The sequence below is a fragment of the Parabacteroides sp. AM08-6 genome (assembly GCF_003473295.1).
GTDB lineage: Bacteria > Bacteroidota > Bacteroidia > Bacteroidales > Tannerellaceae > Parabacteroides.
The window spans coordinates 7,762-21,924 of the sequence record NZ_QRMP01000041.1; the positions used below are offsets into that span (position 1 = coordinate 7,762).

The window sequence follows — 14,163 nt, forward strand, 5'->3', positions numbered from 1 at the left end:
GATTGATTGCTAACATTCGTAGTGTGGCACAAAGTTCCAACTAATAGTAAAAAACAAAAAAGATGAAAAAGCTTATATTATTGGCATGGATTATTACTCTGTCTATCAGTGTTTACGGACAAGCGCTCGATACTATTACAGATAGGGCAACCAACGATAAAGGGAAGTTAGACAGGGTAACAAAATCCATAGGATTAAATTATAAACTTCCTAAAGAATATGTTGCTACCGAGGAGTTCGATTTGAAATACCCACCAGCTAATCCTGTAGAGTTATTAAGAACGACATTTGGTATTAAAACATCCAAATGGATACATGAAGACAAGGAATGCGTTATATTCATAAGATGTACAGGTATGAGAAAAGACATTGATAAATCCATTGACGACTTGCCGGAAAATGTATTTTCCTGGATAAGAAATTCCTTGAAGATGGGCTACTTTAATAGAAATACCACAGATGAGCAGATGGAGATGTTGAAAAAGATTATAACGATTTGGACTCCCCAAAAATCAAAGGAAGTTTTTAACGCGCATTATGTGATTACTTACCCCATAAAAGAAAAGAAAGCCGTGTATCAAGGTAAATACAGGCACAGATTAGAGCTGATTATGACAAAATGGGGAGAATCACTTACCATTTCATTCTTGCTAACTAAAAAGGGCAATAGGCATATTGACAAATATATAAAAGATGTGGAAGGAGCCTTTTGGTTTGATGATTGATTAATTTATCCGAAAATGTGATGAAGCATAAAAAAAGAGGTGCGACAGATTTCATCCATACGCAACCTCCTTTATTATAAACAATTAAAAACAAATTACTTCAATTCCCGTATCTTGATATTGCGGAACCAGATAGGGTATCCATGATCTTGCAAGCCGATATAGCCTTCATGGGCAATACCTTCGGTAAATCCGGGGAAATCCTTGAATTTACTGTTTGCAACCAGTTCATCCCATTCCTTGCTCCATAAAGTATATTGAACCACTTTTTTGCCATTTTGAGTATGAGTAACTTTACCGTCTTTCACTTTTATAACGATGGTATTCCACTCTCCGGCCGGTTTTACTGTTTTCGGATCGGCTGGAAGCATATCATACAAAGAACCTGCCAAATGATTTGCCAGCTGATTGTCTGATGCATCTACATTGTCTAAAACCTGTACCTCGGGAGCTGCGTAGTAAATAGGCTGACCCGGAACTTCACGTACATAATAAAAGATACCGGAATTACCCATCTTACTTGTTTTCCAGTCCACTGAAAGCTCGAAGTTTTTATATTTCTTGTTTTGATACAGAATATCACCGTTAGCACCCTGTCCCGGTTGTCTTCCTTCACCTGTAAAAACTTTCATTGCATTGTCTTCGATAACCCAGTTGGCAGGCATACCGGAACCATTACACTGACGCCATCCGGAAAAATCTTTTCCGTTAAACAATAAGGTCCAGCCCTGTTTCTTTTCTTTTTCCGTCAACGTATTATTTGCTTTCTGAGCAAAACAGGGAACTGCGGTCGTAATGGCCAAAAGAACTAAAAATGATTTCAACAAATTTTTCATGATACATTCTATTTGATTAGACTTTGAGAATATTAAAAACAATACAAAGATATAAATTATTTCATATATATTTCCCGTCGGAACCGGAACTTTTCCTATCGGATGTGTTACCCTTTCATCATTCCGGAACTTGACCGATAGCCAAACCTTTATTCTGATATCGGATTCGGGTTCGGGATGTGAAATGACAGCAATAACATATACACATTAATAGCAAGTATTTTATGAAAAAGGTAGGCGGCTTTTCTCTAAAAGGTAGGCGGCTTTTTGGAGACAGGTCATAGTCTTTTGATTGAATGTTCACAGTCTCGTAAAACAATAAATATCTGCCATTTACGGTGAAAGCTGAAAAACTATTCTTATTTTGAAGCGTTTCACTTCCATCGGTACCTTACTTTCACTGCATTCACTGTAATGTACTGACTCAATTTCTCTTACATCAGCGTGAACCTGATACAAAAAAATAATAATAAGGTTTGAGAGGTAACCTTATTATTATTTTTCTTTTCTCTTAAATAACCATCTTTTATTTGATGATACCGAGCTTTGATTCACCGATAAAATCAATGATATGCTGAATCTCTTCACTCATCGGCACCTGGTCCTTAATCATCAGCAAGGCATCGAAGATACTCGTATTGCCTTGGTAAATGATACGGTAGGCATGGCTGATATGCTTGATTACCTTATCGCTTACACCTTCGTGCAACAGAATAACAGAATTAACGCCATAATAGGTTGTCGGCTCCTGTGCAGCCACGATATAGGGAGGCACGTCCTTACGGAAGCGGCAACCGGTCTGCGTCATCGACCATTTCCCGACGCGACAGCCCTGGCTTACCAGCACATTCCCGCCGAAAATAACATAATCTTCTATTTTGCAGTTTCCGGAAATCTTGCTACCATAACCGAATACGCTATGGTTTCCGATATGTGTATCGTGGGAGACATGAACACCTTCGTGCAGGAAGTTACCACTGCCGATAACCGTCTTGCCTTCAGCAGTCGTTGCGCGGTTAATCACCACGTTTTCACGGATTACATTATCATCGCCTATTTCAGCAATCGTATCGCCTCCTTCATATTTGAAATCCTGTGGTTCGGCAGCAATTACAGCCCCATTGAATATCCGGTTTCTTTTTCCCAGACGAGCACCACTCATTATACTGGCATAAGGCATAATCTCACAATTATCGCCGATTTCCACATTCTTATCAATGTAAGCAAAAGGATGAACAATTACATTCTCACCCAACTTTGCACCGGCATCTACATAAGCTAACGGACTTATCATAATACATCAAATTTATTAGTTATTATTCTCTTCCGCCACCCAACGCCTGATACAGGTTGATAACAGCCTGCATACGCTGGAACGTATCGGATACTTCATTCAATTGAGCATTCAGCAAAGATTGTTGTGCTGTAAGGATTTCCAAATAAGTAGCGTCAGCGGAATGGAACAGGGATTGCGTATAATCGACTGCCTGTATCAACTCTGCCACCTGTGCCCGATGTTCGGTCATTTTCTTGGTTGCCGTCTCATACAAAAACAAGGCATTGCTTACTTCTTTTCCGGCATTCAGGATACTCTGCTGGAAGTTCATCCGAGCAATTTCTTCTTCTGCTTTCGTTACCTTCAAATTAGCAATCAATTTACCGCGGTTGAAGATTGGTTGTGCCAAGGATGCCATGGCCTGTGCCAGAAAGACGCCCGGATTGGCAACAGATACACCCGAACCATTCGTCCAGCCGGCTGTTCCTCCGATTGTCAGTGAAGGATAGAAAGCCGAACGAGCCTGATTTGTTGTATAATAAGCACCAGCCAACGCCATTTCGGCCGCTTTCACGTCCGGACGGTTAGCCAATAACTGGAGAGGAACACCGGTTGCCAAATCGTCCGGCATCTGCTGATTTTCGAGTACCCCTCTTTCGATAGAATGAGGAGGCTGTGCCAACAATACGGAAAGAGCATTCTCCGTTTCACGTACCTGACGGCGTAAATCAGCCAGAGAGGCTTCCACCTGATGACTATTGGCTTTCGCCTGTGTAACGGCAGCTTCATTAGTCATTCCGGCCTCTTTCATCGCCTCCATCGCACGGACATTCTCTTTCCAGATTTTAGACGTTTCTTCACTGATGGCTACCTGACGGTCAAGCATCAATAAAGTATAGTAAGCATTTGCTATACCTGAAATCAACTGGGAACGGACAGCCTGCTGATACGCTTGGCTTTGCAACAATGAGGCTTTTGCTCCCCTACTGGCATTCAACAGTTTTCCAAACAAATCGATTTCCCAACTGGCTGCCATAGGGAGGGTATAAGCCTTAGCACTTGTACCTCCATCCATAGAAGTTATCGTACCCTGCGGAGCCAAATTCAGGGAAGGCAGATACGATAAACGAGCCGACATCAACAACGTCTTGGCCTCGTCTACCCTCAGAATAGCGGACTGCAAATCCACATTACCTTCAAGTCCCTGTAAAATCAGGGCCTGCAACTTTTCGTCCCGGAACACTTCTTGCCAAGGCAAGTTGCCCATATTGGTCGTATCGGTTACAGCCAGTGTATCCATTTCAGAAACCGGGTCACGATACAAGGCCGACGCATCAATATCTTTCGGACGATCATAAGATTTATAGATGTGGCAACTACTCAGCAGAGCGGTTGCACACATCATATATATAATTTTTTTCTTCATTGTCTTCTCTTATTTTGTTTTTGCGTACTGTTCTATTTCCGTATTCAGGTCGCTGTTATCCAAGTCTTCCCATTCAATCGGCTTAAATTTCTCCTGCAGATACTGGAAGGCCACAAACAAAGCCGGCACAATCAATATCTGGAAAATCATACCGATAAACATACCACCGATAGCAGCCGTTCCTAAAGTACGGTTACCGTGAGCACCTACACCGAAAGCGAACATCATAGGCAACAGACCGACAACCATAGCCAGAGAGGTCATCAAGATAGGACGCAAACGGGCTGCAGCACCTAATACGGCGGCCCAGGTTATACTCATACCCATACGGCGGCGTTCAAGGGCGAACTCTACAATCAAAATCGCATTTTTAGCCAACAGACCCATCAACATGATTAAGGCAATCTGCATATAAATATTATTCGACATCGTACCTAAAATCATCTTCAGTGCCGGAATATTTCCTAAAGCGGCCCATCCCTGAACAAACAGGAAGCTACCCATCAAACCGAACGGAATAGAAAGCAGTACGGCCAACGGCAGGATATAACTTTCATACTGCGCACTCAGCAACAAATATACAAACACGAAGCAAAGCAAGAAAATCAAACCGGTTGTACTACCGCTGGTTGCAGCTTCCTCACGTGCCATACCTCCCAGTTCGTAACCGAAACCTGTAGGTAAGGTCGTTGAAGCCACTTCCTCAAGCGCTTTCAGAGCCTGACCACTAGTATAACCTTCTGCCGGAGCCACCATCACCTTGATAGATGTATACATATTGAAACGGCTAATGATATCCGGTCCGTACACTTTCTGAATGGTGATAAACTGAGAGATAGGAGCCATCTCGTTACCGTTCTTCACTTTTACATTTTTCAATGATTCCAGATTCGTTCTTAATGAAGGATCGGCCTGGACCATTACACGGTACATCTTACCGAAACGGTTGAAGTTTGATGCATACAAACCACCGTAATATCCCTGAAGTGTCATCAGGATATCGCTGGGACTGATACCAACCTTTTTACAGGCAGCTGCATCAATATCAATCATATACTGCGGGAAAGTCGGGTTAAATGTACTCTGTGCCGACTTAATTTCAGGACGAGCCGTCAATGCAGCCATATAATCTTTGGAAACGGTAAAGAATCTATCCAGACTACCACCCGTCTTATCCTGCATATTCAATTCGATATCACTGGAAGCCGAATATCCCGGAATCATAGGCGGAGTAAAGAACAATACTTGTGCATCCTTTACAACTTTCTGAGCACGCATAAACAAACTACCGTAAACCACTTCCGAACTCTGCATCAGCGAACGTTCTTCCCAGTCTTTCAACTTAATGATAAAAGAACCGTAAGAAGAGCCCTGGCCACCGATAAAACTAAAACCGGTGATTGCCGTACGTGATTTTACAGCCGGGTCCGAAGCAATCAGGCTGTCTACACGTTCCATCACTTCCTGAGTACGTTCCATGGAAGTTCCCGGAGGTAGAGTTACAGCTCCCATAATCGTACCCGTATCTTCGTTCGGCACCATACCTGTCGGCGTTATCTGCATCAAAAATATCAATAAGACAATAGAACCGGCAACTGTTCCGAATGCCAACCATTTTTTCTGAATAAAGAACAGGACACGTTTCTTATAACTCTTTAATAAGGAATCATACGCCACATTAAATGAAGTATGGAAACGAGAGACGAAAGTCGTTTTCTTCGCTGCATGTTCCTCATCATGAGGTTTCAGGAACATTGCACACAAAGCCGGACTCAATGTCAATGCGTTCAATGCGGACAAACCAATTGCTATGGCCATAGTCAAACCGAACTGGCGATAGAAAGTACCCGCAGTACCTCCCATAAAACTTACGGGGATAAATACGGACATCATTACTAATGTAATAGAGACGATAGCCCCTCCCAATTCACTCATCGCATCGATAGAAGCTTGTTTCGCCGATTTATATCCCTGGTCCAGTTTCGCATGGACCCCCTCGACGACGACTATCGCATCATCGACCACAATGGCAATGGCAAGCACCATCGCACAAAGAGTCAGCAAGTTGATACTAAATCCAATCATTGACAACAAGAAGAAAGTACCAATCAATGCAACCGGAATGGCAATAGCCGGTATCAAGGTAGAACGCAAATCCTGTAAGAAAATATATACCACGATAAATACCAGGATAAATGCTTCCAGCAAAGTCTTGATAACCTCATGGATAGACGCATACAAGAAATCGTTGGCATTCATGGATACTTCTATCTTCATTCCCGGCGGCATGGATTTCTCCGACCTTTCCAACAATTCTTGAATATTATTGATAGTTTCCGTTGCATTCGTTCCGGCCATCTGATAAACGATACAAGCTACGGCATTATGTCCGTTCACTTTATTGGAAAAAGTATAAGTCAAACGTCCCAATTCAATGTCAGCAATATCCTTCAAACGAAGCACTTCACCGTCAGGCAAGGCTTTAACCACCATATTTTCAAATTCTTCCGGAGTCTGCAAACGTCCTTTATAACGAATTGTATATTGGAATGTTTGATTTCCCTGTTCTCCAAAAGAACCGGGAGCTGCTTCCACGTTCTGTTCAGCCAAGACAGCCGAGACATCCGAAGGAACCAAATGATACTGGGCCATCACATCCGGTTTCAACCAGATACGCATGGAGTAGTCCGTACCCAACACATTCGCATCACCTACACCAGGAACACGCTGAACTTCCGGAATCAGGTTAATCTTCGCGTAGTTTTCTATAAACTTCTGGTCATAACGATCTTCCGCATCATATACGGCAAAAACAACCAACATTGAGTTCTGGCGTTTCTGAGTCGTCACACCAATTTTTGTTACTTCCGCCGGCAACAATCCCTGAGCCATGGTCACACGGTTCTGAACATTGACAGCAGCCATATCCGGGTTCGTACCCTGTTTAAAATATATGGAAATATCAGCAGAACCGTTATTGGAGGCATTGGAAGTCATGTACATCATGTTTTCAACACCGTTAATCTGGTCTTCCAGCGGCGCGATAACACTATTCAATACAGTCTGCGCATTAGCACCTGTATAAGTGGCCCTTACCGATACGGTAGGAGGTGCGATGTCCGGATATTGAGTAATAGGCAGCGAAATCAAGCCTAATATACCCAAGATGACAATTACGATGGAAATCACCGTAGAAAGCACCGGACGGTTAATAAATCTATCTAATTTCATATTTTACTTTTTTATACGTAGAATTTGTTCAAGCATAAAAGACTTGACAATTCTATTCCTTTAATTAAAAGCTGTTTTTAAGTTACCCTCTTTCTGATCCTTCATTGCCTGCTGGAACTTGGCAACTTTCTGTTCCGGAGTAATCGGTTCTATTTTCTGGCCGTCTTTTAAAGTCTGTACGCCTTCTACTACAATTTTATCGCCGGATTTCAAGCCATTTGTTACCAGATAAGATTTTCCGTCGTCCAAACTAGAAATCTGAATCTCCGTATTCTTCACCGTATTATCAGATTGAAGAACAAAAACAAACTTCTTATCCTGAATTTCAATAGTTGCCGATTGAGGTATCAAAATAATATCATTCATCAAATAAGGGAAAACAACTTTACCCGTACCACCACTTCTCATAATATTTTTTTCATTAGAGAAAATAGCGCGCATACTTACAGAACCGGTCGACTGGTCAATCACTCCACTGACTGCATCTATTTTTCCGGCATCCGCCAGCATAGAGCCATCCGACAACTGCAATTGTACAGCCGGCATCTTTTCCAACTGTTCTTTCAGCGTTCCTCCTGCTTTCGTAAGTTGCAGCAATTCCTTTTCCGTCATGGAAAAATAAACGTAAACATCCCCTATTTCAGAAACCGTAGTCAATGGCTGGGATATAGAAGCGCTTACTAAACTTCCCACACGATACGGGAACGTTCCGACAACACCATCAGAAGGGCTGGTAACCGTACAGAATGATAAATTCTGATTGGCACTAATCAGGGAAGCTTCAGCCTGAGCCAAACTCGCCTTAGCCGACATCAACTGATTAACAGCTGTCTGATATTCAAAGTCACTGATAATTTTTTTCTCAAACAATATTTTCTTATTCTTTTCTGTCAAAGTCAAAGTCTTCACATTGGCTTTTGCCATTTCAACAGCAGCTTTTGCCTGACGCGCGGCAGCCGCATACTGTGTAGGATCAATCTCGAACAAAGCCTGTCCTTTACGAACAGTTGCACCTTCATCAACACACAATTTTACAATAAAACCCGAAACCTGAGGGCGTACCTCAATGTCCTGCGTACCTCTGATTGTGGCCGGATACGATGTAGTCTGGTTGCTGGAAGAAGAATTGACTGTAATGACAGCAAACTCGTCATCTCCTAACTTCATACCACTCTGGCTCTTTCCGCAGGCGGTTAATAAAGACATCCCCACTGCAAATAATACGATTTGCCGTAATTGGGTAATAGTAGTACTCAACATTTGTTTATCCATATTTATAAATTATATATATTCAATCAGTTATCATTAGTATTTTTCCCATTCAACTTGCTTTATGGTAGGATTCTTAAAAAAAACGTACAAATGTAGTGTCTTTTTGTTGGACTTTTGCAGTTTATACATTCTTTTATATAGAAAAATAGCTTTATTTCAGACTTTATATATCAACTGCATAGTAAACTTTGACCATTCGAAAATAGATTCGTTCAAAATGATACACATTTTAATCCTACAATTTGTTTATTCAATAATTTATCCTAATTTTACGGCAAGATATAACTTAAAAATCAATTCAAATGGAACCAAAGTTTACAATTTCGGATGTATTTCAGACATCCTGGAAATGTGTAAAATCACAAATCTGGGTGTTAGTCGGGCTTTTAATCGGATATTTAATCATCAATATGATTATTACCTTATTTGCTACGCCGGTACAAAGTTCTACGGGAGGAATTATTGTTGTTAACCTAATCAGCATCATCATTTCCTGCGTTTTCATGCTTGGCTACTTCAAAAACCTGTTTCAGGCATTAGATGGTGAAGAGCCTCAATTCTCGGCATACGGACAACAGTCCCGTAAAATCCTGACCTATTTTATAGCAAGCCTCCTGTTTGGCATTTGTGTCGGCATCGGTATACTATTACTGATTGTTCCCGGGATTTATCTGGCACTCCGCCTTCAATTCTTCGGTGCTTTCATCGTTGAAGAAAACACGGGTATTATCGAATCATTAAAACGCAGCTGGGCGATAACCGAAGGGCAAGTCATGCCATTATTCCTACTCGCACTAACCATGATTGGAATTTCCTTGATTGGACTCATCCTGTTCGTGGTCGGCATTTTTGTCGCCATGCCGATTAATTATACGATGTATTGCTACACATTCCGTAAATTAAATGCTGTAGCAATTCAACCGACTGAAGAATTTTAAAAAACAATCCTAATAATTATAAGTCGCCCGCAAAAATCATTTTTTGCGGGCTCATAGCTTTCTATTTATGGGCAAGACATATAGAATAAAAGATATAGCAGAAATGTCCGGTGTTTCAACCGGAACCGTAGACCGTATCCTGCATAATCGTGGAAAAGTTTCCGAAGAAGCAAAAAAAAAGGTAGAAAAAGTATTAAAAGAGATTGATTACCACCCGAATCTTATCGCACGTTCTCTTGCCCTGAAAAAAAACTATCATTTTATCACTCTGACTCCTTTCTTTGTGCAAGGTGAATATTGGGATAAACTCTGTGAAGGAATAAATAAAGCGGAACAGGAGCTTTTCAGTTATAATGTAGAAGTTGAACAAATGTATTTCAACCAATACGACAAAAGTAGTTTCGACGAGCTTATCCCCCACATCGAGAAATCTGATTGCCAGGGTGTTATCATTGCAACCCTCTTTCATGACAGTGTCCTCCAGTTAACCCAAAAATTAGATTTATTGGAAATTCCTTATATTTTAATTGACGCATTCATCGAAAACACCAATTGCGTAGCTTACTATGGTACCAATTCATACGATTCCGGCTATATTGCCGGCCGACTGTTGTTCGAGCAAATAGAACCGGACGACAACATTGCCATTTTCCGTTTCATAAGAAAAGGAGAAAAACAAGTTACGCAAGTAATGAAACGAGAAGAAGGCTTCAGAAACTACCTGTCTGAAAAGAATTACAGCGGCCGGATTTATTCGGTGCAACTTCATGCAGACGAACCTGTTGAAAACGCTGCTATCTTAAAAGAGTTCACACATACACACGAAGATGTGAATACCGGTATCATTTTTAACTCACGCGCTCATTTACTTGGTAAATACTTTAAGGAAACCGGAGAAGCGTTCAAACTTATAGGATACGATGTCATCGATGCAAACATCCGGTATCTCGAAAGCGGACACATCACTCATTTAATCGCTCAACGCCCCGAAGTGCAGGGGTTCAATTGTGTACGTGCCTTATTCCGTCATTTGGTACTGAAAGAAAAAGTCGAGCAAATCAATTACATGCCAATAGATATTTTGATAAAAGAAAACATCAGATACTACAACAATTACATTTGAAAACATAAAAAATCTTTTTTATTACACGTTTTTTTTCTTCAAACAAATAAAATAGTTTACATTTGTGGTCAATGTGTGCGCGAGCACAATTTATTTACAGATACTGAAATTATCACAATCAAAATTTTATAAACATGGCTAATTTATTTTGTGTAAAAAACAGAGTAGTCGTAATTACCGGTGGAGCCGGTATTTTAGGTAGAGGTATTGCCGGACACCTGGCTGAGGAAGGAGCTAAAATAGTCATCCTTGACCGTGCGGCCGAAACAGGTGAACAAATCGTTGCCGATATTAAAGCAAAAGGAGGCGAAGCAACCTTCTTGTTGACCGATGTACTGAATAAAGAAGTACTGGAACAAAACAAAAAAGATATTCTTGCCAAATACGGGCGTATCGATGCATTGCTGAATGCTGCCGGAGGAAATATGGCAGGTGCAACAATCGGGCCGGATAGCAACATCTTCGACCTTCAACTTGATGCATTCCGCAAAGTTGTAGACCTGAATCTATTCGGAACAGTTCTTCCGACAATGGTCTTCGCCGAAGTGATGGCCAAGCAGCAGGAAGGTGCAATCGTAAACTTCTCATCCGAATCCGCCTTACGCCCGTTAACACGTGTCGTCGGTTATGGTGCAGCGAAAGCAGCCATATCAAACCTCACCAAATACCTGGCCGGCGAATTAGCTATCAAGTTCGGCGAAGGATTACGGGTAAACGCCATCGCTCCGGGCTTCTTCCTTACAGAACAAAACCGGGCTTTGATGACTAATCCGGACGGTTCCTACACGGAACGCGCCAAATCGGTTATCGCACATACCCCTTTCCGTCGCCTGGGTACGCCGGACGAATTATTCGGCACTATCCAATATTTGATTAGCGATGCCTCCAAATTTGTAACCGGAACAATTGCAATTGTAGACGGAGGTTTCGACGCATTCTCTATTTAATCCATTAATAACCCTAAGATTATGTATTTATGTGAACAAACATGGCGCTGGTACGGTCCGGACGACCCAGTCAGCTTATCAGACATCCGTCAGGCTGGTGCCACCGGAATTGTAAATGCCCTGCACCATATTCCTAACGGTGAAGTATGGACTGTGGAAGAAATCCAAAAACGAAAAGACATCATTGAAGCCGCCGGCCTGCGATGGAGCGTCGTAGAAAGTGTTCCCGTACATGAACACATCAAAACACAAACAGGAGATTTCCAACATTATATCGAGAATTATAAACAGAGCCTACGTAATCTGGCTGCCTGTGATATTCGCATTATAACCTACAATTTCATGCCGGTCTTGGACTGGACCCGTACCGACTTGGCTTATACGATGCCGGACGGCTCAAAAGCTCTCCGTTTCGAACGTGCTGCTTTTATGGCATTCGACCTGTACATCCTGAAACGGCCGGCCGCCGAACAGGAATACACTGCGGAAGAGAAAGCAAAAGCAAAAGCCCGCTATGAATCTATGACGGAAGCAGACCGCCAATTACTCGTACGCAACATGATTGCCGGACTACCCGGTTCCGAAGAAAGTTTTACCGTCGAACAGTTTCAAGAGGCATTAGACAGGTACAAGGATATCGATGCGGAAAAGTTGCGTGCCAATCTGATTTATTTCCTGAAAGAAATTACTCCGGTAGCCGATGAAGTGGGTATACGTTTGGTTATACATCCGGACGACCCTCCCTACTCCATCTTAGGTTTGCCCCGTATCCTGAGCACAGAAGACGATTTCCGCAAACTGATAGAAGCCGTTCCAAGCCCAAGCAACGGCCTATGCCTCTGTACCGGTTCGTTCGGAGTACGTAGCGACAATGATTTGGCCGGTATAATGGAACGCTATGGCGACCGTATCGATTTTGTCCATTTCCGCAGTACCCAGCGTGATGCGGAAGGCAATTTTTACGAAGCCAATCATTTGGAAGGCGATGTCGACATGTATGGCGTAATGAAAGCGTTACTTGAACTGCAACAAAGACGCGGCTGCTCCATCGCCATGCGTCCGGACCATGGCCATCAAATGATAGACGACCTGAAAAAGAAAACCAATCCGGGATATTCCTGTATCGGCCGTTTACGTGGACTGGCCGAACTACGCGGATTGGAGATGGGTATCGCCCGTTCGTTATTTAATAAATAAAGGAAGTAATTTTTATTTATAGCTTAGCAAAGAAGAGAGTGTCCGGTCTATTGTTCCGGGCACTTTTTTTATTTCTTTTTTTTCTTTCCGGCACTTTTTTTCTACTTTTGCACAGCTAATTGATTGAAAGAGATGTCAAAAACACATTACAGTTTAATTCTAACAGTTGTTCTACTATTGATATTAAGTGCCTGCCATTCCCTCTGGACAGCCCAGATACCTGTATCAACAGTATCGCAACGCGAAACGGTAATGACACTTCCGACTACAGAGATTCCTTTGCCGGCCACTGACTTTTCTTTTATATTTCCTAGCAAACCGGAATTGAACCAGATAGAACCGCCTCGCAAGAATATAACGGAAGAATTGACAGCAAGAGACAAAAGCTACATCGGTGTGGTCGACCCCCTCCTAATGGCGGACGAGAACTCGATGATTATAGACCTCAGCCTGATACAAGAAGAAGCATACGCGTTTCCACTGCCCGGAGCAAAAGTTATTTCCCCATACGCAGGTCGCAGGAAACATCATTCGGGCGTCGACCTGAAAACCTGTGCCAATGACACAATCGTTTCAGCCTTCGACGGCATAGTCCGAATGGCAAAGCCTTATTACGCTTATGGAAATGTCGTTGTTGTCCGACACTATAACGGGTTGGAAACAGTCTACAGCCATAATTCCAAAAACTTAGTAAAGCCGGGAGACCGTGTAAAAGCCGGACAGCCGATAGCGTTAACCGGGCGAACAGGACGTGCCACGACAGAACATTTGCATTTTGAAGTACGGGTAAACGGACAGCACTTTAATCCAAATCTCGTCTTTAATCTCACAGAAAGAAAACTAAACAACCAATGTCTGGTCTTTACTAAAAAAGGGAACAACATCGCCGTAGAACCTATTGAACTGAAATTCCCCTACCGTTGGTCGTCAGACAGCTACAGCTATAAAGCCGCTACTGTTAAAAGTAAAGCTACTTCCCATTTATAAAAAGCATACACCGAATCAAAAAAGCAAAGGAGAAATACGTGAAATTCTTACTTCCTATTTTACTTTCAACAATTATTGAAAGTAAAAAGCACATATATCCTTTTTCTTTTCAACAATTATCAAAAATACTTTTATCAATTGTAGAAAGCAAAATTGCTTGAGTGAACAGGGCAAACGCATTAGAAACAATCTGAAACTGAAGATG

At 42.0% G+C, this 14,163-nt stretch carries 11 protein-coding genes; 6 read left to right on the forward strand and 5 right to left on the reverse strand.

Features of this window, described 5'->3' with window-relative positions; genetic code table 11:
- Positions 1-62 precede the first annotated feature (62 nt).
- Complete coding sequence (locus DW103_RS16670; RefSeq protein ID WP_122278196.1) at positions 63-725, forward strand: hypothetical protein; 663 nt, start codon at positions 63-65, stop codon at positions 723-725.
- Positions 726-820: 95 nt separating this feature from the next.
- Here the strand turns inward: DW103_RS16670 and DW103_RS16675 are convergent, their stop codons facing one another.
- The 5 genes from DW103_RS16675 to DW103_RS16695 all read right to left on the reverse strand — a co-directional run bounded on the left by DW103_RS16675 (position 821) and on the right by DW103_RS16695 (position 8,766).
- The gene (locus DW103_RS16675) at positions 821-1,561 is read right to left on the reverse strand and encodes a DUF1080 domain-containing protein (protein WP_122278198.1); all 741 of its coding nucleotides are present in this window, start codon (positions 1,559-1,561) and stop codon (positions 821-823) included.
- A gap of 526 nt (positions 1,562-2,087) precedes the next feature.
- The gene (gene lpxA / locus DW103_RS16680; protein WP_122278201.1) at positions 2,088-2,855 is read right to left on the reverse strand and encodes an acyl-ACP--UDP-N-acetylglucosamine O-acyltransferase; all 768 of its coding nucleotides are present in this window, start codon (positions 2,853-2,855) and stop codon (positions 2,088-2,090) included.
- 22 nt (positions 2,856-2,877) lie between these two features.
- The gene (locus DW103_RS16685) at positions 2,878-4,263 is read right to left on the reverse strand and encodes a TolC family protein (RefSeq protein ID WP_122278203.1); all 1,386 of its coding nucleotides are present in this window, start codon (positions 4,261-4,263) and stop codon (positions 2,878-2,880) included.
- 9 nt (positions 4,264-4,272) lie between these two features.
- Entirely contained in the window at positions 4,273-7,494 is a 3,222-nt protein-coding gene (locus DW103_RS16690; protein WP_122278205.1) for an efflux RND transporter permease subunit, read from the reverse strand.
- A gap of 60 nt (positions 7,495-7,554) precedes the next feature.
- On the reverse strand, positions 7,555-8,766 hold the full coding sequence (locus DW103_RS16695; protein WP_122278207.1) for an efflux RND transporter periplasmic adaptor subunit: 1,212 nt from the start codon (positions 8,764-8,766) through the stop codon (positions 7,555-7,557).
- Between the two features lie 302 nt (positions 8,767-9,068).
- On the opposite strand from DW103_RS16695, the gene DW103_RS16700 reads away from it, so the two are divergent.
- The 5 genes from DW103_RS16700 (at position 9,069) to DW103_RS16720 (ending at position 13,958) form a co-directional block, all read left to right on the forward strand.
- Positions 9,069-9,704, forward strand: coding sequence for a hypothetical protein (locus tag DW103_RS16700; RefSeq protein ID WP_122278209.1), 636 nt, complete (start codon positions 9,069-9,071; stop codon positions 9,702-9,704).
- 67 nt (positions 9,705-9,771) lie between these two features.
- Positions 9,772-10,827 carry a LacI family DNA-binding transcriptional regulator gene (locus tag DW103_RS16705; RefSeq protein ID WP_122278211.1) on the forward strand — a complete coding sequence of 352 codons (1,056 nt, stop codon included), beginning with the start codon at positions 9,772-9,774 and terminating at the stop codon, positions 10,825-10,827.
- Between the two features lie 134 nt (positions 10,828-10,961).
- A complete protein-coding gene (locus tag DW103_RS16710; protein WP_122278213.1) occupies positions 10,962-11,774 on the forward strand; it encodes an SDR family oxidoreductase in 813 nt (270 codons plus the stop codon).
- Positions 11,775-11,795: 21 nt separating this feature from the next.
- Positions 11,796-12,971 carry a mannonate dehydratase gene (uxuA, locus tag DW103_RS16715; RefSeq protein WP_122278215.1) on the forward strand — a complete coding sequence of 392 codons (1,176 nt, stop codon included), beginning with the start codon at positions 11,796-11,798 and terminating at the stop codon, positions 12,969-12,971.
- A gap of 132 nt (positions 12,972-13,103) precedes the next feature.
- Positions 13,104-13,958, forward strand: coding sequence for a M23 family metallopeptidase (locus DW103_RS16720; RefSeq protein ID WP_122278217.1), 855 nt, complete (start codon positions 13,104-13,106; stop codon positions 13,956-13,958).
- The last annotated feature ends 205 nt before the right edge of the window (positions 13,959-14,163 follow it).